The organism is Arthrobacter sp. NA-172 (assembly GCF_043952055.1).
Taxonomy (GTDB): domain Bacteria; phylum Actinomycetota; class Actinomycetes; order Actinomycetales; family Micrococcaceae; genus Arthrobacter.
Genome location: NZ_JBINOT010000003.1, coordinates 371,097 through 391,197, shown reverse-complemented (window position 1 = coordinate 391,197; position 20,101 = coordinate 371,097). Strand labels below are relative to the sequence as shown.

The window sequence follows — 20,101 nt, the reverse complement described above, 5'->3', positions numbered from 1 at the left end:
AGGCCGTCGATTCCTTGCTGGAGTGGCTCAAGTCCCGGGATGCCCTGGCCGCGTGCGCCACGTGGATGCCACATTCACTGCGGCCACCGGGGAGTTCTCCGGGTTCGACGTCGGCTAAGCCGGTCCGTGCGCAGGGGGGGCGCCCTAGTTCTCCGCGTTGGCCTCATCCAGCGCGTCAATGCGTTTCTGCCGCGACGCGGGCGAGTTCCAGGCTGTACGAGCGGAAATCACCGAGGTCCTCGCGGATCCAGCGCTCCACCTCAGCGATCCGCGCCGCGACGGCCGCCGTCGGCTTTGCGAAGGTCCAAGCCGCGATCCGTTCCTTGCCCGGATCGTACTGCCATAGCCCGATAATCCGGCCCCGGTTCAGGATCGGGTGGTCGGACAGATCGGCCTGCAGCGCCAGGGTCGTGTCCAGAACTTTCCTGCCCCGGTCCTCGCCAGCAAGCATGTCCGCGGAATTCCGACGCAACAGCACCAAAGAATCCGTCCCAGCCAACAGCTGGATCTGTTCCTCCTGCGGTGCCTTGAACGCGGAAAGGCGCTCGACGTCGTCGGGCAGCATCCAGAGCCGCTCGCCGGCGGCTGTGGTCACCTCGACGGCGCCCACGGCGGCCAGCGCCGCTTTGCTCTGCGCGACGGTAAATGCGGTGAACCACTGGCTCTGCTTGAACGTCGCTCCCCCGGTCCAACGGAGGTACCGTTCGAGCAGGAGTGCCCGGGCGGCGTCGTGATCGATGGGGCTGGGCGGCAGCACCCAGGACGTGTAGGCGTAGCGCTGCTGGTCGAGGCGGCCGTTGACGGGGACGCGGCGGATGCGGCCGTCGGCCTGCAGGAGTCCCAACGCCGTGGGGAGGGTGGTGGCCGCACCCTTTTTCTTGCCTTCTTCGCCGAGGCTACGGACGGATTCGCCGAGCTCGTCCCTGAGTTGTTTGGGGTCCATGGGGTCGCTGGACTCGGTGAGGGTGTGCAGCACTTGCTCTTCGAGCAGCGTGATCTCGCCGCGTTCGACGCCGAGCCGGGCCAGGACCTTGAACGGCGCCGCTGCGGCGTCCCGGCCAACCTGCAGGCCCCACGCGAAATCGTTCCGGCCAAGGACATAAGTGCAACCGCGGGCTGTGGGGAGTTCGTGGATCCTGAGCTCCGCAACATCCCGGTCCACCTGTTCGCGTCTAATTCCGGCGCGGGCGAAGAGCGTCAGGTAGGGATTGGCGCCGCCCACGGAGCGGGCCCAACCGGCGCGGTCCAGGACTTCCTCGGACGTCTTGCCAATGAGCGAGCCGTCCAGGCCTTGCCTATGCCAGGCCCAAGCGCGGAGCAATTCCGGAGTGAGTGTTTGCGTGGAAAGCACAGCCGACGTCATGGCCCCATTCTGCACCGTTTGCCCGGCATCAGCGGCAGCCCCGGCGTCGGTATTGCCCTGATCTGCTGTCTCGGCGCGGCAAGGAGTGCTTCGAGGACCGTGGATGCTGTTGAATCCCAGCCCGGAAGGACGTCCCGGGCTCTCAATGCTGCCGCCCGCCAAGTCTGTCGCAGCGCGGCGTTCCTTAGCCAGCTTTCGAGAGCCCGTGCCAGAGGTTCCGGGCCGTGGCCAAGTCGAAGGGCCGCCCCGGCGCCCGAGTCCCCGAGCGCTTCCACCGCGCCCGTTCCCTTCCGAACGAGCACTGGAAGGCCGTGGGCCAAGGACTCGGTGACCACCATTCCGAACGTTTCCGACTTCGAAACGAGGACGCTGAGGTCCGCCGCCCGCCATTCCTGCTCGAGGCGGCTGCCGCTGAGTTCTCCTGTGATGGCGATACGCCCTTCCAGGCCCAAGCCGACGACGGCGGCCCTCACCTTGGCCGCGTAGGCGGAATCGGCGTGCATGTTGCCTATCAACGCCGCAGTCCAAGGCAAATCCCGCAGTTCGTTCAGCGCCTCCACGAGCAACATCTGGTCTTTGTTTGGTAAGAGCGCAGCGACGGCGATGATGCGGGGCGGCTGGGATCCCGAGGCGATCTCCACAGGCTCGACGCCGGGCGTGGCCACAAGAATGTCGTCTACCCCGTAGGCGAAGGTCAGCTCCGCGGCGGCATGGGAACTCGTACAAATGATGCCCGCGGCTGCCTTCAAGGCCCGCGTCTCCAAGTCGGGGTGCCCTGTCAGCCTCGCGTGCGAGAGAATCCAAACGCGGGCTGCACCTCGCGTCGCCTCGGCAATTTCGTCAGGTGCTCCGCACGCCACCAGACCGTCGGCAATCACTGTTGTGGCGCCGTCGAGCTCCCCGGCCAACCGGCCTCGGTCCTCCGTCCGCCCGACGGGCCAGCCGCCGTCGACCGTCCGCACCTCTACGTTGGCGCCCAGGGCGGAGAGGTGTTCGGCGAGCTTGGCGTTGTACTTGTTGCCGCCGGAGCTGTGCCTGACGTTCCCGGGAATGAGAAAGCGGATCGCGACCATAAGGCTGGTTACTTGCCCGGGAACTCAAGCGAGTAGCCTGCCCACGCGTCGGGATGCTCGCGAAGAACGATGTCGACGCCGGCGAGCGCACCGCCGTCGTCGCCCTCGCGGACCTTCGCGGCAACCGCCTCAGCGATGACGCGCGCCAGGACCTCCGTCGTCGTGAGCTGGCCGGAAAAGTCGGGGTGCTCGTCAAGGTTCCGGTAGTTCAGGCCGTCCAGCACCCCATCCACGATGGATCCGGCGGCGCCGATGTCCAGCACAATCGCGTCGTCGTTCAGTTCCGCCCGGCGGAAGGTCACCTCGGCCACAAACGTGGCTCCGTGTAGTCCCTGTGCGGGCCCGAAAATCTCCCGTGGGAGGCTGTGCGCAATCATGAAGTGCCGGCGGACGGTGAGGGTGAACATTTTGCCTTATCCCTTTTCTTTGGTCGTCGGGTAGTTGATGACGCGGCATAGATCGTCCAGTTCGCCGCTCTCCAGGCCTTCGAAGACCTCGGGTAGATCCTCGAACTGTGATTCTCCCGTGAGGAAGGTGTCGAACATCGGGTCCCGGAGCGAGGACACTGCCAGGTCCAGGCGCTCGTGGGAGGTCCTGCGGTGCCGGCGCGCACGCGCCACCACCCCCACTTGGCTGGCGCGGATGGAGAGGCGCCGGGCGTGAAAGTCCTCCCCCAGCGGCAGAGAGACAGCCCTGTCCCCGAACCAGTGACATCTCGATAATCGTGCCCTCATCACCCACCAACTGCAGGCTGCGCGCCAATCCTGCATCCGTGGCCGAGCAGTGGAAGACGATGTCGCAGTCCTGCTGCGCATCGTCCGGAAGAACGAATTCCAGGCCAAGGGAGTCCACGAATCCGCGCTTTCTTGGATCCGCTTCCACCAGCTGCAAGCGCTCCAGCGGAAAGCGCCGCAGCAGCGCTGCGGTCATGCCGCCCACCAACCCGGCCCCGACGACGGCGATCCTGTCACCGAGGCGGGGACCGGCCTCCCAAAGGGCGTTGACTGCGATCTCAACGATGCCGGTGAGCACGGCACGCCGGGCCGGAACGTCGCCGGGAATCCGGGTGAGAGAGCTGACCGGCACGATGTAGCGGTCTTGGTGCGGATGCAAGCAGAAAACGTGCTGGCCGGTCCAGTCTCCGGGGCCTTCTTCCACGATGCCAACCGATAGATATCCGAACTTCACGGGGGCCGGAAAGTCACCGGTTTGGTGAGGCGCGCGCATCGCTTCCGCGATCCGAGCGGGGACGTGCGCTTCATGGACGACGAGTTCGGTGCCCCTGCTGATACCGGAGTACAAGGTACGGACCAAAGCTTCGCCCTGCCCTGGTTCCGGAAGTCCTTCACTCCGCAGTTCACCTTGGCACGGGCCCACGGTCCAGTAGGCCAATGCCGTACGTGAGTGCTCAGGTCCATTCGGGTGCTGCGGGAGATTCATTCTTGAGAATCTAGCCGTGCAGCCGCGTTGGGGGAAGAGAAGGTTACTTACTGATTGGACAGCGCTTGGCCGTTTTGGGGAACGGGGCCCAACTCCGGTACCCTATTTCAGTTGGTGACGTGTCCGAGCGGCCGAAGGTGCAACACTCGAAATGTTGTTTGGTGTAAAAGCCAACGTGGGTTCAAATCCCACCGTCACCGCCACGTAGAAGGCCCCTGCTTCCCTTTGCTTACAAGGGTGTGGGGGCCTTTGTTTTGCCCACAGGGTTCAGTGGTAACGCAGCAGTGACAGAACTCTCGTTCACACACTTCCCTCAGGGACGCTGAAAGCAAGGCGCCGTTTGAACTCGGCAGCTCGCCAAGGTGGCTGAGCACCTCCTTGGCCCAGCAGGGCGACAACAAGTCACCCGCAGCGCGTGTTGCGGGCGCCCAGTGCGGAGTGCCTACGGGACGCTGGTAGGCCTTGAACGTACCGACCGCCAACCGACGCAATGGCACCTTTAGAATGGGGTGGCGACTGAAAGGGGTCGCTTGTTTTTCTCAAAAATCAGCCTGCTCCGTCACGAAAAATCCGAGCGCACTCGCGAAGAGGGCCATGGATTTGCAGAGTCCTGGACCATCCTCGGGACGAACGTCACCGTTCGCAATGACTCTGATCTTCCGATCACCCAAGTAATGGTTCAGACATTTCACCGTTCGCAATGGCTGCAACACTCCGATCCGTTTGCGCGGCGAACACGTTATTTGTTCGAGAGAGTCCAATTTCCGCAGTCAGTCTCACAACCGTTCGGGTTGAGCATCCTTCCCGCCGAGGTTTTGATCTATGACGGCGCATACCTGCACTCGTCAGATCTCGTTCTAAATTTTACAGACGGGGCAGGCGTCACCTGGATCAAAACCACTTTCGACGGGCAGCTCTGGCGAGCAAGACCACGACCGGTCACTCTTCGATCCAAGTTGACCCAACGGATCGTGAGGGCGCGGTGGCTTGGGTGGCTTGCATGGATAATACACACAGCTCCTCACAAACACGCCACCCGCCGTTTCAGGCAGACCACATCAGGTATCCCTTGGTCAGCACGCTGGGTGAGGTTTACCTGGGGCTACTGCCCCGTCGGAGAACCCGAGCCGTGGGATTTGCCCATTGGTGCCCCGGCCAACGAGTGGCCGTATGACTTGTGGATCGACATCGCTCGGAGAAACGAGCAGCGCCGTCGCCGAGGTCCATGCGGTATTCGCAGAGCCACCGAAGCATAGACGTACATCTGATGAACGACGAACATAAATCTAAAATTGTCGACCAACACTATATTTCGCGTGTCCTTCTCTCACGCTTCTCAAAAGATCCAAGCCAAAAAAACGCTGGTAGGTCAGTTCGATGTCGTCAACGGGAAAGAACTCCCACCGCGTTCACCCAGGGCACTTCGAGAAATACTTCATCAAATATGACGGTGACCGGCATCCAGCGAATTCGTAATACCCGCGCCAAATGAAAAGCCCCATGCTTCCCTTTGTTTACAAGGGACGGGGGTCTTTGCTTTGTCCGGATTCCCGCCCGGGTCAGCCATCAACCCCGGTGGAGCCGATGCTTCCCGGGAATGTTTAGGGCAAACTGGTGGCGTGAGCGGAATCCGGTGGGTGCTGCACGTCGATCTCGACCAGTTCATCGCGGCGGTCGAAGTGCTCCGACGGCCGGAGCTTGCGGGCAAACCGATCATTGTCGGGGGCCGCGGCGACCCCACCGAACGAGCCGTGGTGTCCACCGCATCCTACGAAGCCAGGGCGTTCGGTGTGGGTTCCGGAATGCCCTTGCGGATTGCGGCCCGGAAAGTGCCCGACGCCGTGATCCTGCCGGTCGATCAAGAAGCCTACCTCGAGGCGTCTGAAGCGGTGATGACTACCCTGCGCGCGCAGCCGGGCGCTACGGTGCAAGTGCTCGGTTGGGATGAAGCCTTCATAGGCATTGAGACAGACAATCCGGAAGCCTACGCACGGCAGGTGCAGGCCGCGGTCCTGGAGCGAACCCAGCTGCATTGCAGCGTGGGCATCGGCGACACCCTGGTCCGCGCCAAGGTCGCCACCGGTTTCGGCAAGCCTGCCGGAGTCTTCCGTCTCACTGCCGGGAACTGGCTCGACGTCATGGGCAGCTGGCCCACCAAGGACCTGTGGGGCGTCGGAACCAGGGTGTCGGGCCGGTTGGCCAAACTCGGTATCAAGACAGTTGCCGAGCTCGCAGCCTCCGACCCTCAGGATTTGGTCCCGGAGTTCGGCCCCAGAATGGGTCCTTGGTACGCGGAGCTCGGCCGCGGGGACGGCGCCAGCGTTGTGGACGACACCCCGTGGGTTGCCCGCGGACACAGCCGGGAAACAACCTTCCAGCACGACCTGACCGAGCCTGCCCAAGTGGACGACGCCGTGCGGGAGCTGGCAGCCCGTGTCCTTGAGGATGTTGTGGCCGAAGGGCGGCCCGTGGTTGGTCTGACCCTCAAGATTCGGTACGCGCCGTTCTTCACCACGACCCACGCGAGGAAGATTCCCGAGACATTCGACCGGAACGAAATCGTCGCGCGGACTCTGGACCTCGCAGCCGCAATCGAAGCTGGCCGCCCGATCCGGCTCCTCGGTCTGCGCGCCGAAATGGCAATGCCTGACGATGCCCGAAAGGGACACACGCCGACGCGCGGCGGGTGGTAAGGGCCTCGATTTAGCAAGGTCTCTCACGGCGCGATCGTTCATGGGCGATCGCGCCGAGCCGGCCTACCCCGCTGCGCGACGGGAGAAGATCAGGTGGAGGACTCCGGACGGAGAGGGAGCCGCTTCGATGTGGAAGCGCTGTTCGAGTCCTTCGAGTCCATCCCAGAGCCGTTCGCCCCGGCCCAGGACGATCGGTACGACGACGATGTGCATGTGGTCGATCAGATCGGCCTCGAGGAATTGTCGAATCGTCCTGACGCCGCCACCGATCCGGACGTCGAGGTCCCCGGCCAGGGCGCGAGCCTGCTTGAGCGCCGAGACGGGGTCGGCGTCAACAAAATGAAAGGTTGTTCCGCCTTCCATTTCGAGTACCGGTCGGGGATGGTGTGTCAGAACAACGACGGGCGTGTGGAAGACAGGGTTATCACCCCACCATCCTTTCCACTCCTCGTCCTCCCACGGACCGCGCTGAGGCCCGAACTTGTTGCGCCCCATGATCTCCACGCCGATCCCGGGCCCCCATTTGCTGGCGAACGCCTCGTCGACGCCGAAAGATCCCGCCGACTCCGTGTGGATTCCCATCTCGCGAAACGTGCGCGTCTCGATAGCCCACTCCATTAGCCGTGACCCTGCATGACCGAACGGAGCGTCGAGTTGCTGGCCCTCGCCGGTGCCGAAGCCGTCGAGGGAGACCGAGAAGTTATGCACGCGAACGAGGGACATGTCATCTCCTGAAGTGCTTGCCGTTGGCAATCACTGTAACGCTTCACGTCCCGACGCTGCCTCGTTACTGTCCGGGCGCCCTGTAGGAAGGTGTTTTGCTTGCCGCGGTGTCAAGATCTTCAGGCGTCAAGAGTGGTGTGAGGCGCAGGTTCACGGTTCCGGTGGAGTTGATCAACAGCGAAAGTGCGACGGCGCTTGGCTGATCGGGTATGTCAAAAATCCCCAGGACATCCGTCTCGCCGAACGCATAGTAGATGGAATCCAGTGATCCCCCAACGGACTCCAAGGCCTTGACGACCGCGTCCCGTCGCTTGGATCCGCCTTCCTCCATCAGGCCCTTGATTCCTTGGCCCACGTAGTTTCCTTGGAACAAATATTTGGAAATGATTGATTCCCGTTCTGCTTGAGCCCAGAACACGAACCCGTCCGCACGCCCAGTTCATGCGATGAGGAAGGGTTCTGGAGATTTCCCCGAGAGGGGTGGTAGCCCGATTCTAGGCTCCCCCCTTTGGAACAGACAACGGTCGGGGGCAGCCATTTGAATCACGTCCATGAGGACGGGTACCGGATAAGCCCTCCGGCGCCAAATGGGCCTGGGCGTAGGGTGGAAGCTGGACGAAAGGAGCAAGTCATGAAGAAAATTCTCATGGTATTGACCAGCGTTTCCGAGATCGGCGATACGGGAGAGAAGACGGGTTACAACGTGGCCGAGGCTGCCCATCCCTGGAAGGTCTTCAAAGATTCCGGGCATTTCGTCGACTTCGCGTCGATCCAGGGCGGCCAGCCCCCGCGCGACGAGGTGGACTCAGCAGATCCCATCCAGGTTGCCTTCACGAAGGATGAGGCCACTCGCGCCGGTCTCTACAACACTGCCCGCGTCGACGTCGTCGATCCTGACCAGTACGACGCCGTCTACCTCGTGGGCGGCCACGGCACCATGTGGGACTTCCCGGACAACGAAGGCTTGCAGAACCTCGTGGCCAGCGTCTACAACGCCGGCGGCACTGGTTGGGGCGGTGTGCCACGGTCCGGCCGGCCTGTTGAACGTGGAATTGGACAACGGGCTTCGCCTCGTCGAGGGCCGGAAAGTGGCCGCCTTCACCAACGACGAGGAGGTTGCCGTGGGGAAGGACAAGGTCATCCCGTTCTTTTTGGCAGACCGACTTGAGGAACAAGGAGCCACCCACGTCTTCGCTGATGTCTTTCAGGAGAAGGTGGTGGTTGACGACCGGCTGGTGACCGGCCAGAACCCGGCTTCAGCCGCCGGCGTGGCCAAGGAGATGGAAAAGCTCTTCGCAGAGGTCATCCATAAGGAAAAAGCCGAGGAACAGCACGACACCGAGGCTTTGCGCGCCGAGAAGGACGCAGAGAAAAACGCCAAGAAGGCTGCCGCAGAAGCGGAGCACTAACTCCAATTGCGCATTGGTGCTGACGGGCCGATTCGAGCGTCAGTCTTTCTTCAGTTCCTCGGCGAGCATCACGAGGATCCCGCTGGGACCGCGGAGGTACGTGAGTTTGTAGACGTCGGCGTAGGTCGCCACACCGCGTAACGGATAGCATCCGTGCTTTGCAGCTACCTCGAGGGCCTTATCGATGTCATCTACCGAGAAGGCCACGCGGTGCATGCCAATGTCGTTGGGACGCGTCGGGCTCGACTCGATCGCCTCGGGATGGATGTATTCGAAGAGCTCAAGTCGACCATGACCGTCTGGGGTCTGGAGCATAGCTATCTTTGCGTGGTTTCCATCCAGTCCAACGGCAGTATCGGTCCATTCGCCGCTGACCGTGTCACGGCCGATGACTGTGAGACCGAGATCGGTGAAAAAGGCGATCGCTGCTTCGATGTCGCGAACTGCGATACCCACGTTCTCAAGTTTGATGGCCATGCGTTGAAGCTACCAAGGCGGAGCGATTAGCTCCAGTGGCGAGGCGCCACAGTCTGTTCGCTGGCCGATCCCTCAGCGGACAGTGAGAGGAGTGCTCACGAAAGTGGATCGGCCCGTCGATCGATCCGGCCATCTCGGCTCCCGTCTCTTCGTCGGTGATTAACCGGCCGTCGGCCAGGGTAAACATTGACAGATATGAGCGGTCCCATCGGCCGAAGGCATCGTTGATGGCCTTAGCGAGATCCATGAAGGTGTGCGACGGTCCGACCGCGAAGATGCGCCCGGGCCACGGCCACAGCTCCTCGCGACGACCGCCGAGCAGTTCTACCGTCAGCGACAACCAGGTTCGTGCCATACCTCAAGGACGGCACGCACGAGGTCGGCGCCGTAGTCACGGCCATAGCAATGGATAAGTGAATAAGCATTGATACACGTGATCCATGTCCACGTTTCAGGAGAAGTCCCCCTGTCCGTCGCTTGGCTATGAAGAACGGCCCTGAAAAAGCACCGCACGCCGCTCGAGCAAAGCAACCCCGACGTCGTCGGCCATTGGGCTCGTAGAGTCGTCCCGCGTGAGGATCCCCAAGCGGACACCAAGGAAGGCGACCGCTCGGCGTAGGACTCGGCTGCATAAGCAGCCCTCACTATCCGACTGAGCTCCTCCACTCCCCCTTGTCGCCAAGAATCTACTCGTGTAGATTTAATCAAAATGTTAGCCACCTCACACCCAGGAAGGTTGCTCGAACATTCCTTGGCGCCCGAGAAAAGTGATGACCGGGTCATGAAGACCCCAACGAGCGCCGGAGGCGGTCAGCGCGTGGCCATGCTTGGCGCCCGCACGCTGGGCGGCGCGCTGGGCTCCGGACGAAACTCGCTGAACGCCCTGCGCTTGGTCTTTGCCGCTGCCGTGATTGTCTCCCACTCGTGGTGGCTGGGCGGCTACGGCCCGGAACCCTCGCTTTACGGGATCAAGCTCGGCACCGCAGGGGTCATGGGATTCTTCGCCATCTCCGGCTATCTCATCACCGTCAGCGCGGAACGCTCGGACACAGTGCTGGAGTACGCCGCCGCCCGCCTCACCCGTATCTATCCGGCGCTCGCGATCGCTGCGCTGACGGTTGCCTTCGTGGCAGCACCGGTTGGCGCTCTCCTGACACACGGGACCTACGACCTGCGCGGAGCTCTGGCGTTCCTCGGCGCGGCATTGACGCTCAGCATCGGTGTCATGGACACACCCGCCATCGGGACGTCCCTCTGGGGCAACAACGACGGCGTTGACTGGAACGGTCCCCTGTGGACTCTCGCCTGGGAAGGGCTTTGCTACGTCGTCGTCGCTGCAATCGTGTTCCTGCTCCGCAGGATTCCAGGGAGCAGGCGAGGGACGGCCACTGCAATATTCATGGCCTTTGCAGCATGCACGGGCGCAGTGCTCGGAAAGCTCCTCGCAGGCGGCTTTGGGCCGAACCGAACCGAATTCGTCCTCCCGTTGCTTGCAATCTTCATGGCAGGATCCCTCCTTGCCACCCAGAGGCACAGGATCCGCGTCGGTGCCGTGCCAAGCTTGCTCGCTGCACTGGCCGTCTGGGGCGCTCTCACCACGGGCTACGGTACTGCCCTCGCCCCGCTGCCGTTCGCGTACCTCATCCTGTCGATCGGTACAGTCGGCAGCGCGTCCACCGTCGGGTCTCGCTACGACATCTCCTACGGTATCTACGTCTACGGATGGCCAATCCAACAGCTCCTCGCCGCAGCCCACGTGCCAGCACACGTTCCGGTGCTCGGGTTTGCTGCACTCGCGCTCGCGGCGGCGTGGCCCCTCGGCTTCCTCAGCTGCGCGGCGGTCGAACAGCCAACCCAACGGATCCGGCGGGCTGTCATGAGCCGCCCCACCGTCCCCATCGTCAACCCCCCGTTTGGGTGAAGTGCTCCTGGCTGCAGGGCGGGCTGACAGCAAGGCAAGTGCCGTCCTGACCTTGTTTGACCCATTAATGCTCCTGAATGACGCGACTCGCCGTGTCGCAAGCGCTTTCCAAAACCAAAGAAGGTCACGACGGCGGGCCGCCCCCAGGAGCGAACTGCGAGGGGCAGGGGATCCCCGTTTGCGCCTATGCTGGGCCCATGAGGAGCGATTCATCGACAACGCCGGATGCGCGACGCCTCCTCGCGGCACTAGCAAACGCCCAAGCCCGGAGTGTGTTCGCTGAGATCAGCATTGGCGGAACTCCGGGCAGTTCGCTCGCGCCAGCAAAACTCGCACGGGCGCTCACGCTCCTGAACCAGGCGGGGCTTGTCGAGACAATCGAGACCGCAGGCAGCGTTCGCTACCGCATTCGCGAGAATGTCTTCCGGGACGCGCTGGAGAGCCTATCCTCAGGACCCAGCCCGTCCGGCGTCGAGCGCTTCCTGACCGCGGACGGGCGGATCGATCGCTATCCCGCCCGGGAGACGGAGCGACTCCAGCTGCTCGCTTGGATCGCCGGGCGCATACTGATCGCCAGCGAGCGCGTGGCAGAGCGGGAGCTGAACGACCGCCTCGCCCGGTTTACCGGAGACGTGCCAATGCTCCGGCGGTACCTCGTGGACTCCGGCTTGTTAAGCCGCACGGCGGATGGCTCGGCCTACTGGCTGGAGACGCAGAAATGACAGATGCGGTGACAAGGCGGGACGTCGATTCGAGGGACTGGTGGGACCACCGGCCGGTCTTTTCGGTTGGCGACAAGGGCGCTCGAATCACGGGGCTCGCCCCTAACGAGCCTCCGGGGAGCGTCCCAGCTCGGCTCTTGGCGTCGGCGGTGTTGTGCTTCGCGGTTTGGAGTGCGTTGACCTTGTTCGGCTCCTCCTGGTTGTGCAGCGCCACTGCCGCGTCGTCCTCGAGCTGCATGGTTAATGTCGGCGAAGGATGGTTGACGATTGTCTGTTTCGTCTTGGCCGGCTATGCGGCCCTCCACATCGCGGTGGACCTTTACGAGCGAGCACGGGAGCGGCTCGGACAGTGCCGGGCAGCCTCGTTGTTCTGCTCGGCCCCACTCCTTGCCGGCATCACTGCCGGCAGCGGCATCGCGACCGCTGCCGCCGTGGCCTCCGACCCGCCCAGGGTGATCCGACAGACGATTGACGGCATGGTGGGCACCGAAGCGTTCGCCATTTCGGCGATTGTGGCGTCGCTTGGCGCACTCTGGGCGCTCACCGTGGCAACCCGCCTGCCGGGTGCACTTCGCCACGCGCATGAGCGGCAGTCAACCATCGAACTGCTCCGCCGGGAAGGGCGTCGATACAGCGGGCGGCTCCGTCTCGGCGAGATCTCCTTCTGGCTTGGAAATACCCCTGAGCTTAACGTCACCGTCACTTACGATTCGCCGGCCGGTCAACACAAAGTCAAGGCCAGAATGCGAACCTCCCCGGACCGCGTTCCAGCGGACGGCAGCATTGTCGTCGTGTTTGCCGCCTCAGAAGGGGCTGCCTCAGAAGGGGTCAAATACATCGAGCTCGACGCCGGCGCTGACGCCATCTTTGAGCCAGAGCAGCGGTACACTCCGTCCGAGTAACTCCCGGAAAACAAGGCCACGAATAATCCTCCGCCCCGCTCGCAGGCACGTGCATTGTAAGCGCCGCCGCTGCCCTGGCCCTGATCGCGTGGAAGGTCCGCCGGCACGGAAAAGGCTTCTAGAGATGCTTGCTGCATAACCCACAACATAGGTAGCATCGTTATGGGTTATGCAGCTGGCCCTTGGAACTCTTTCCATGGAGTGACCCCATGATCGGTGCTGTGACTGCAGTTCGCCTAAAGCGCGAGTTGCAAACTCCCTACACGAATTCCTTGTCGGCTGCCGCCAAGCCCGGGGCCGGGCTATGAACGCGCTGCTGGCCTCGTGCTTGGAAGGCGAGATGGATCCAGTCGAAGGGCTCGCAAGGTTGTCGAAAGCCGAGCTCACCTTTTTGGCTGACGCACTCTTCCGGCTTCTCGACGCAGGGAAACCCGGATTCGGCGTCAAGTCCTGGTACGACGCGGTGATGGACGAGCTGGCTGCGCGAGGCGGAGGGACGACCCGCGGCGAGTTGGGCGGTCATGGAGGCTGGGCCGCCGTCGACTTTTCATCTCCGCGCGGCGACTAGTCTTCGCGCCCTGCGGACGCGTAAGTGACTCCCTCGGGCGCTTCTCGGTTTGCCAGCGCCCGCACGAGTACTTTCAATTCCTGACGGAACATCGAGGTATCGATGGACAATTGGGCGAGGACCTCTTGCTCCGATTCGACCGCCAGCTCAAGCGCTTGCCTGCCGGCATCGCTCAGCGAAACGATATGGACCCTGCGGTCCTCTGAACTTCGACGGCGGGTGACGTGGCCGTGGGCTTCGAGCCTGTTGAGAGTCTGGCCCATGGTCTGGGCCTGGACGCGCACGATCTGCGCCAGCGCAGTCTGGGTGATGGGGCCGGTGGCCGCAATGACCTCCAGGGCTATGACACCGGCATGGGTAAGTCCGATCGACCTGAGACTCTCATCCCAAGCATGTTCCACCAGCCGGGCCGCTGTCGACAACAAGCGCCCCGTAGGCCACCGCTCAATGTCCGGCATATTTCCCATTGTAGTTGCGAGCGGATTTTGCGCGAGAGGGTTGTGGGTTGGTTCAGGGTTCACCGTTGTGTTCCCGCCCGAGCAATCTCAGGGGCCTACTCAGATACTGAGGAACCCGCTAACTGCTAGCGGCTCCGCGTTGGACGACGTCGGTACCAGCTGACAAAGCCCCATACCGCAATGATCAGGAAGACGGCTGCGGCGATCCCCCGCCACAACACAAAGGGTTGCCAAAGCCCGAATATCAGGGCCCACACAAGGGAGACACCACTCACGTCCAGCCGTGGGGCTCGGATCTTCATGCGGGTAATCCTTCTTTCGTCACTGAGGCTGCCCGGCACTCAGGGCAGACGGCGATCGTCAGACTGAGGCGAATCCCGAAGATTAACGCAACTGAAGAATACTCCCCGTACCCGAACAGCGGCGCCCGACGGCGTCGGCCGGGAAGGCGCCCGCCGCGCCGACCGAGGGGTCGACCGGGGCGTTCCTAGAAGTCAAACCTCAGTGACACCGCCGCCCCTCGCGCCCATACTGGGATCATGAGCGTCAATACCGGCCGGACGGCGGAGGGCGCCGCCGTTACCACCGCAACCGCACCCGCCACACCGACCACCGGTCCCATCACCCGCGAAGAATTGCAGCTCGCTTCGCGCAACCACGCCATGCCCCTGGAGATGCTTCGATGGCCCATCACACCGCTGGGCATGCACTATCTTCTGGTCCATTTCGACGTCCCCCAAATCGACCCCGTCTCGTGGCGGCTTAATATCGGCGGACTTGTGGACCATCCGCACGAATACACCCTGCATGACCTCCAGCACCGCGAGCGCCGCACCCAGGCCGTCACAATGGAGTGCGCCGGCAACGGCCGCTCGCGGCTGGATCCGAGGCCCGTGAGCCAGCCCTGGGACCAAGGTGGAGTTGGCACTGCCGAGTGGACCGGCACCCCGCTCGCTCCCTTGCTCATCGACGCCGAGGTGTCACCCGACGCCGTCGAGCTCGTCTTCACGGGGGCGGACCGCGGGATTCAGGGCGGCGTAGAGCATCAGTACGCGCGCAGCTTGACGCTGGCAGAAGCAATGTCCGACGACGTCCTGCTCGCCTACGAGGTCAACGGCCAAGCCCTGCCACCGCAGCATGGCTACCCGGTCCGGCTGCTGGTCCCCGGCTGGTACGGCATGACAAGCGTCAAATGGCTGCAATCGATCGAGGCAATCGACCACAGCTTCGACGGTTTCCAGCAGCTCCATTCTTACCGATACAGCCAAGATGCGGACGATCCCGGCGAACCCGTCCAGCGGGTCAAAGTCCGCGCCCTCATGGCTCCTCCCGGCGTTCCCGATTTCTTCACGCGGAACCGCACTGTTGACGCGGGGCCGGTCCAGCTCAGCGGCCGGGCCTGGTCCGGGAACGGAACCGTGGACAGCGTTGAAGTCTGCGTGGACGGTGTGTGGGAGCAGGCCCAACTCCAAGCGCCAGCCAGCCGGCATGCGTGGCGCGGGTGGACGTTCACCTGGATCGCAACGCCCGGATCCCACGAGCTGGCATGCCGTGCCACGGACTCCACCGGCCAGACGCAGCCCGAGGCCCCGGATTGGAATTATCACGGCATGGGAAACAATGACATCCAGCGGCTGACCGTCACGGTCCGGGAGTAAGACGCCCGCGCCGTTGACCGCATGCAACGGCGTGAGTACTGTGAATCCACTATCCATCCGCGCCGTGGAGGCAGCTATGGGCGGCACTTCCAAGAGCACAACCGACTACGAATTCCAGACCGTCTGGCGCGTCGCGGGAACCCCTCATGAGGTCATGGATATTTTGGGCGATGCCGGGACCCTGGCCCGATGGTGGCCCTCCGTATACCTGAGGGTCGTTCCGCTGGATCCCGGCACCCCGGACGGCACCGGAAAGGCGTTCTTCCTCCTCACCAAGGGCTGGATGCCGTACACGCTGCGCTGGAGATTCACTGTCACCGAGCCCATCACGGAGCGAGGATTCGCGATTTCAGCGAGCGGTGACCTGAACGGCGTCGGGCGCTGGATTTTCGAACAAGATGGGCCGGAAACGGTCATCACGTACCACTGGCGGGTCAGTGCCTCGAAACCGATGCTCCGGCGGCTAAGCTGGCTGCTCAAGCCCGCCTTTTCCGCGAACCATCATTGGGCAATGGCCCGCGGTCAGGAAAGCCTCGCTCTTGAATTACGGCGACGGCGGCCCGGTACGGACCTGTCCAAAGTCCCCCGCCCCTCGCCGCCCACGTTTGCAAGCCGATACCGCTGGCCAAGGAGTACGACGCATGCCTGATGACAACAAGGACGAAGTCCGCTGGTTGGCGCAACCTGAAGACCAGGACTATCCGAGCGCGGCTGACTACCTGTCCCTGTTGGAGTCCGACGACGTCGTCACCTCCGTGGTCGCCTCGCTCAAGGATGCGCCCATCCAGCACCGCAAGGCCAAGGACATCCTCCGGGCCGCAGGGCTCCCGCTGCTGCCCGAGGACAACGCCCACGTGGCCTCGGACTTGAAGAAGATCAAGGACGGCAAGAAACTTTCGCCCATCCTGATAGTCAAGGGCGACCTGGCCCGCGGCATTCCCGCGCAGGTGGCCGATGGCTACCACCGGGTGTGCGCCAGCTATTACACCGACGAAAACACCGACATTCCGCTCAAACTGGCTGACGCGCCCCGGTAACCAAAGCCTACCCACCGCAACGCCGGTAGAAGGAGGAACGCGTGTCGTTCTTTCAGCTTTCGCTGATCGCAGCGGTCGCGCTCCTCGGGCCGCTGCTCGCGCTGCCACGAAAGTGGCACATTCCCGTGGTGCTGGGCCAGTTGCTGGCCGGTATCACCATCGGACGCACTGGCCTGGGCCTGGTGGACTCCTCGGATCCCACCTTCACCTTCGTGGCCGACGTCGGGTTCGCCCTCATCATGTTCGTCGCCGGGACGCATGTTCCAGTGCGGGACAAAGCAATCCGTCCGGCACTGGGTAGCGGCGCCCTGCGAGCCGGCGTCGCGGCGGTGCTGGCCGCCGTCGTCGGAATCGTCATCGCCTTTGCCTTCGGCACTGGACATGCTCCCCTTTATATCGTCCTGCTCGCTTCCTCCTCGGCCGCCTTGGTCTTGCCGATCGTGGACTCGCTCCGGCTGACAGGACCGAAGGTCCTGACGACGACGGCGCAGGTGGCAATCGCTGACATCGCCTGTATCGTGGCGCTTCCGTTAGCCGTTGACCCTCCCAATGCCGGCCGGGCAGCCGTGGGGGCAGCCGTCGTGGCGGTTTGCGCGGCGGTCCTGTTCCTCGTGCTTCGCTGGCTGGAGAACAGCGGCAACCGCGGACGGTTGCATGACATTTCCGAAGTCCGGAAGTTCGCGTTGGAGCTGCGGATCCAACTGGCCTTGCTCTTCGCGCTCTCCGGACTCGCCGTCCTGGGCCACGTCTCCATCATGCTGGCAGGGTTCTCCTTCGGCCTGGTGGTCTCGGCGGTGGGCGAGCCGAGGCGGCTGGCGCACCAGCTCTTCGCCGTGAGCGACGGTTTCCTGGGTCCGGTGTTCTTCGTCTGGCTTGGTGCGTCGCTCGACCTGCGGACCCTTGCGGGCAGCCCACAGATGATCCTCCTCGGCATCTGCCTTGGCCTTGGAACCGTGCTGGTGCATGGAAGCCTGCGGATCCTCGGCCAGCCCCTGCCGCTCGCGGTCCTCGCCGCATCCCAGTTGGGAGTACCCGTCGCGGCTGCGACCATCGGCTCCCAATTGCATCTGCTGGAACCCGGAGAAGCCGCCGCCATGATCCTCGGTGCCCTCATCAGCATCGGGGCAAGTACCATCGCGGGTTCGCGGGCGGCACGCACGTTTTCGCAGGCGACGCCGGAACCGGCGGACAAGCCGTCCACAGGCGGCTCGACGGCGACTGCTTAGGGTCCGGCTCACCCCGGCTAACGGACAATTCACCTTCGCGTTTCGACGTGAATTGTCCGTTAGACGCTGAGGAAGGCAGTCTCGTCACCCTGACCCATCCGATAGCCGCCCGGCCACGAACAACCGGTAGAATCACGGGGGTTGAGCGGCCGGAACTGGACCGCCAACTGCCCGCTGGAACGCTACCGAGGGAGGAAACCGTGCGCGCATCGCATGCCCGGACACCCTTCCATGCCATGCGTTCGGGGGTCCTGGCGGTCGCCATTGTTGCCCTCGCGGCTGGGGCCCACGTCCTCTCCGGCGGCACGCTGCCCGTCGCGCCGATCCTGTTGGCCGTCCTCGCATTGACCGGACTCGTCACCACACTTGCCACCCGTTTCAAGCTCGGTTTCGCCATCATTGCCGCGCTTCTGGGAGCCGGCCAGATGGCCCTGCACGAAGCATTCACGGCTTTCGGTCCACTCACCGTTCCGGCTCCGGGGTCGCCGGCACACCACCTGGCGGCCGAGCACCTTTCCCCGCCGCTGGGTGCTGAAACAGTGCATTTTCACGAGGTCGACACTCCCCTCAGCTGGGTGATGCTGGCCGGGCACGCCCTCGCCACCGCCGCTTCGGCATTGCTCCTGGCCAAGGGCGAGCAGGCGCTGTGGCAGCTCGCGGCCTGGCTCCGTCCCCTTTTGCAGCTCATTCGGCTGATCTTCAGGCCCGACGCCGGCAGCTCGGCTGTTGCGTTCAGCGCACCTGCCGTATTCATCCCCCGACCCTGGCGGAACCTCAGGCAAGACAGCAGACGCGGCCCGCCCGCCGTCGTCGTACCCTCCTGACTCCGCCCGGCACCGCCTTCAACTGGTGACGGGCACATCCCCGCACTTTGGCGCTTCCGCGCGCCCGTTGAAAGGCACAACCATGAACAAGTCCTCACTCCGCCGTACCCTCGCCGCTACCGCAATCGCCGGCGGCACCGCCGCACTGATGATGGCCGGCCTCGCAGGGGCATCTGCGCACGTCTCCGTCAACCCGGACAAGACCACGGCCAACTCGTACGCCCTGCTGACGTTCGGCGTCCCGCACGGTTGCGACACCTCCGGCACCACCAAGCTGACCATCAACCTGCCCGAGGAACTGACGGACGCCACGCCTACGGTGAATCCCAACTGGACAGTCGAAAAGGTCACGCAGACCCTGCCTGAACCGAAAAAGCTGGCCGACGGCACATCCATCACCAAGCGGACCAGCCAGGTCGTCTACACGGCCAAGGCCCCGCTGGATCCGCATTTGCGCGACGCGCTGGTCCTGTCCGTGAAGCTGCCTGACACCGCTGGCAAGACTCTCTACTTCCCCACACTCCAGAACTGCGAGCAGGGGCAGACAAACTGGGCTGAAATCCCCAAGGACGGACAGGACGCGCACTCGCTGAAGGCTCCTGCTCCGTCGGTGTCCGTTACGGCCGCGAATGCCGCGGCGACTGATGGCCACACCGCTGCTTCGATCTCCACGGAGCAAGCAGCTTCCGTGACCGACGACGGTTCGCAGGTGCGCAGCTGGGCCGGCCTGATCGCCGGGGTGGCGGGGCTGGGGCTGGGTGGCGCAGCCTTCTTCCGCCGCCGCTCTACCAAGGTAACGGTGTCCGAGTAACAGCTCCGCGGATTGGCGTCCGGAACATTACGATCCGGACGCCAATACGGCGCGGCTGCCGCGCCGCAGTTGACTCCGGCAAATGACGACGAAAAGCTGTGGGCATGACGAATATGCGAGTCAACGGTCTCCTGCTCACGATGGCAGCAGCCTCGGTATTCCTGCTCTCGGGCTGTTACCAAAGCCAGGTCCAGACCCAGGGCACCACCACTCCGAGCGTGACGTCCTCGGCCTCAGCCTCGGCCTCCCCTTCATCGAGCACGCCTAGCGCGAGCAGTAGCCCCACGTCCTCGAGCACCGGGACCACGACGTCGGCCGGGGTCGCCCTTTGCAAGGCGGCCACTTTGACTGCGTCTGCCGATTCCACGGGCGGCGGCGCGGCGGGCAGCCTCTACGAGAAGCTCATCCTCACCAACTCCGGCACGCAACCTTGCCTCCTTAAGGGCTTCCCTGGCGTCTCCCTCGCCGCGGGACCCAGCAGCGACCCGATCGGCGCAGCCGCCGCACGCGACGACACCGTGGCGGTGGCCGAGGTAGTCCTGAACCCGGGGCAAGCCGGCGTCGCCCAGCTTCGCTACACCCAGGCCGGCAACTACCCCGACTGCACGCGCGTTCCTGCCGCGGGTTTCCGCGTCTACCCGCCCGAGGATACTGCCTCGCTGTTCATCCCGCAGCAACACGACGCCTGCAGCAACTCCGCCATCAACCTCCTGAGCATCCAGGCCTTCCAGGCAGGGTAAGAGGGGCTCCCGCGCCTGATCCTGCTTATCCTGTCAGTGCCTTGAGGCATGATGGA

22 protein-coding genes, 1 tRNA gene and 2 pseudogenes are annotated in these 20,101 nt (G+C 63.8%); 14 read left to right on the top strand and 11 right to left on the bottom strand.

Annotated elements, in window-relative coordinates; genetic code table 11:
- Positions 1-175 precede the first annotated feature (175 nt).
- The 4 genes and pseudogenes from ACF0H6_RS15835 to ACF0H6_RS15820 form a co-directional block, all read right to left on the bottom strand.
- Positions 176-1,363, bottom strand: coding sequence for a DNA glycosylase AlkZ-like family protein (locus tag ACF0H6_RS15835; protein WP_395250528.1), 1,188 nt, complete (start codon positions 1,361-1,363; stop codon positions 176-178).
- Positions 1,360-2,436, bottom strand: a complete 1,077-nt coding sequence (locus ACF0H6_RS15830) for a glycosyltransferase family 4 protein (RefSeq protein ID WP_395250527.1) — start codon at positions 2,434-2,436, stop codon at positions 1,360-1,362. Before ACF0H6_RS15830 ends, ACF0H6_RS15835 begins: the two co-directional genes overlap by 4 nt.
- Positions 2,437-2,444: 8 nt before the next feature.
- Positions 2,445-2,843, bottom strand: coding sequence for a 6-pyruvoyl trahydropterin synthase family protein (locus ACF0H6_RS15825; RefSeq protein WP_395250526.1), 399 nt, complete (start codon positions 2,841-2,843; stop codon positions 2,445-2,447).
- 6 nt (positions 2,844-2,849) lie between these two features.
- Positions 2,850-3,876 (bottom strand): annotated as a pseudogene (locus ACF0H6_RS15820) (zinc-binding alcohol dehydrogenase).
- A 113-nt stretch (positions 3,877-3,989) separates the two neighbouring features.
- Here ACF0H6_RS15820 and ACF0H6_RS15815 point away from each other — a divergent pair.
- Both ACF0H6_RS15815 and ACF0H6_RS15810 read left to right on the top strand, forming a co-directional pair.
- Positions 3,990-4,079, top strand: a tRNA-Ser gene (locus ACF0H6_RS15815).
- Between the two features lie 1,434 nt (positions 4,080-5,513).
- Positions 5,514-6,569: a DNA polymerase IV gene (locus tag ACF0H6_RS15810; RefSeq protein WP_395251329.1), complete on the top strand. Its 1,056-nt coding sequence runs from the start codon at positions 5,514-5,516 to the stop codon at positions 6,567-6,569.
- 63 nt (positions 6,570-6,632) lie between these two features.
- Here the strand turns inward: ACF0H6_RS15810 and ACF0H6_RS15805 are convergent, their stop codons facing one another.
- Both ACF0H6_RS15805 and ACF0H6_RS15800 read right to left on the bottom strand, forming a co-directional pair.
- A complete protein-coding gene (locus ACF0H6_RS15805; protein ID WP_395250525.1) occupies positions 6,633-7,292 on the bottom strand; it encodes a dihydrofolate reductase family protein in 660 nt (219 codons plus the stop codon).
- A gap of 64 nt (positions 7,293-7,356) precedes the next feature.
- Positions 7,357-7,710, bottom strand: a complete 354-nt coding sequence (locus tag ACF0H6_RS15800; protein ID WP_395250524.1) for a GYD domain-containing protein — start codon at positions 7,708-7,710, stop codon at positions 7,357-7,359.
- A gap of 213 nt (positions 7,711-7,923) precedes the next feature.
- Here ACF0H6_RS15800 and ACF0H6_RS15795 point away from each other — a divergent pair.
- Positions 7,924-8,701 (top strand): annotated as a pseudogene (locus ACF0H6_RS15795) (type 1 glutamine amidotransferase domain-containing protein).
- Between the two features lie 39 nt (positions 8,702-8,740).
- On the opposite strand, the gene ACF0H6_RS15790 reads toward ACF0H6_RS15795, so the two are convergent.
- Together ACF0H6_RS15790 and ACF0H6_RS15785 are read right to left on the bottom strand one after the other, a co-directional pair.
- Positions 8,741-9,178 (bottom strand): VOC family protein, encoded by a 438-nt coding sequence (locus ACF0H6_RS15790; protein WP_395250523.1) that lies wholly within the window; start codon positions 9,176-9,178, stop codon positions 8,741-8,743.
- The gene (locus ACF0H6_RS15785; protein ID WP_395250522.1) at positions 9,162-9,533 is read right to left on the bottom strand and encodes a hypothetical protein; all 372 of its coding nucleotides are present in this window, start codon (positions 9,531-9,533) and stop codon (positions 9,162-9,164) included. Before ACF0H6_RS15785 ends, ACF0H6_RS15790 begins: the two co-directional genes overlap by 17 nt.
- Positions 9,534-9,959: 426 nt before the next feature.
- On the opposite strand from ACF0H6_RS15785, the gene ACF0H6_RS15780 reads away from it, so the two are divergent.
- The 4 genes from ACF0H6_RS15780 to ACF0H6_RS15765 all read left to right on the top strand — a co-directional run bounded on the left by ACF0H6_RS15780 (position 9,960) and on the right by ACF0H6_RS15765 (position 13,291).
- Positions 9,960-11,099: an acyltransferase family protein gene (locus tag ACF0H6_RS15780; protein WP_395250521.1), complete on the top strand. Its 1,140-nt coding sequence runs from the start codon at positions 9,960-9,962 to the stop codon at positions 11,097-11,099.
- 197 nt (positions 11,100-11,296) lie between these two features.
- On the top strand, positions 11,297-11,821 hold the full coding sequence (locus ACF0H6_RS15775; protein ID WP_395250520.1) for a DUF2087 domain-containing protein: 525 nt from the start codon (positions 11,297-11,299) through the stop codon (positions 11,819-11,821).
- A gap of 260 nt (positions 11,822-12,081) precedes the next feature.
- A complete protein-coding gene (locus ACF0H6_RS15770) occupies positions 12,082-12,723 on the top strand; it encodes a hypothetical protein (RefSeq protein ID WP_395250519.1) in 642 nt (213 codons plus the stop codon).
- Between the two features lie 340 nt (positions 12,724-13,063).
- Complete coding sequence (locus ACF0H6_RS15765; RefSeq protein ID WP_395250518.1) at positions 13,064-13,291, top strand: hypothetical protein; 228 nt, start codon at positions 13,064-13,066, stop codon at positions 13,289-13,291.
- Here the strand turns inward: ACF0H6_RS15765 and ACF0H6_RS15760 are convergent.
- Positions 13,288-13,749, bottom strand: a complete 462-nt coding sequence (locus tag ACF0H6_RS15760; protein ID WP_395250517.1) for a MarR family winged helix-turn-helix transcriptional regulator — start codon at positions 13,747-13,749, stop codon at positions 13,288-13,290. The two genes, ACF0H6_RS15765 and ACF0H6_RS15760, sit on opposite strands and share 4 nt — an antisense overlap.
- Before the next feature lie 125 nt (positions 13,750-13,874).
- On the bottom strand, positions 13,875-14,051 hold the full coding sequence (locus ACF0H6_RS15755; protein WP_395250516.1) for a hypothetical protein: 177 nt from the start codon (positions 14,049-14,051) through the stop codon (positions 13,875-13,877).
- A gap of 237 nt (positions 14,052-14,288) precedes the next feature.
- Between ACF0H6_RS15755 and ACF0H6_RS15750 the strand changes: the two genes are divergently transcribed.
- The 6 genes from ACF0H6_RS15750 to ACF0H6_RS15725 all read left to right on the top strand — a co-directional run bounded on the left by ACF0H6_RS15750 (position 14,289) and on the right by ACF0H6_RS15725 (position 19,305).
- Positions 14,289-15,407 carry a sulfite oxidase gene (locus ACF0H6_RS15750; protein WP_395250515.1) on the top strand — a complete coding sequence of 373 codons (1,119 nt, stop codon included), beginning with the start codon at positions 14,289-14,291 and terminating at the stop codon, positions 15,405-15,407.
- Positions 15,408-15,483: 76 nt separating this feature from the next.
- The gene (locus ACF0H6_RS15745; RefSeq protein ID WP_395251328.1) at positions 15,484-16,056 is read left to right on the top strand and encodes an SRPBCC family protein; all 573 of its coding nucleotides are present in this window, start codon (positions 15,484-15,486) and stop codon (positions 16,054-16,056) included.
- A complete protein-coding gene (locus ACF0H6_RS15740) occupies positions 16,049-16,444 on the top strand; it encodes a hypothetical protein (RefSeq protein WP_395250514.1) in 396 nt (131 codons plus the stop codon). Before ACF0H6_RS15745 ends, ACF0H6_RS15740 begins: the two co-directional genes overlap by 8 nt.
- A gap of 41 nt (positions 16,445-16,485) precedes the next feature.
- Entirely contained in the window at positions 16,486-17,670 is a 1,185-nt protein-coding gene (locus ACF0H6_RS15735) for a cation:proton antiporter (protein WP_395250513.1), read from the top strand.
- A 200-nt stretch (positions 17,671-17,870) separates the two neighbouring features.
- The gene (locus ACF0H6_RS15730) at positions 17,871-18,494 is read left to right on the top strand and encodes a hypothetical protein (RefSeq protein WP_395250512.1); all 624 of its coding nucleotides are present in this window, start codon (positions 17,871-17,873) and stop codon (positions 18,492-18,494) included.
- A gap of 82 nt (positions 18,495-18,576) precedes the next feature.
- Positions 18,577-19,305 (top strand): YcnI family protein, encoded by a 729-nt coding sequence (locus tag ACF0H6_RS15725; protein ID WP_395250511.1) that lies wholly within the window; start codon positions 18,577-18,579, stop codon positions 19,303-19,305.
- Between the two features lie 175 nt (positions 19,306-19,480).
- Here ACF0H6_RS15725 and ACF0H6_RS15720 read toward each other — a convergent pair whose 3' ends face one another.
- The gene (locus ACF0H6_RS15720) at positions 19,481-19,648 is read right to left on the bottom strand and encodes a hypothetical protein (RefSeq protein WP_395250510.1); all 168 of its coding nucleotides are present in this window, start codon (positions 19,646-19,648) and stop codon (positions 19,481-19,483) included.
- Between the two features lies 1 nt (position 19,649).
- Here ACF0H6_RS15720 and ACF0H6_RS15715 point away from each other — a divergent pair, with 1 nt between their 5' ends.
- Positions 19,650-20,045, top strand: a complete 396-nt coding sequence (locus ACF0H6_RS15715) for a DUF4232 domain-containing protein (RefSeq protein ID WP_395250509.1) — start codon at positions 19,650-19,652, stop codon at positions 20,043-20,045.
- Positions 20,046-20,101: the final 56 nt, after the last annotated feature.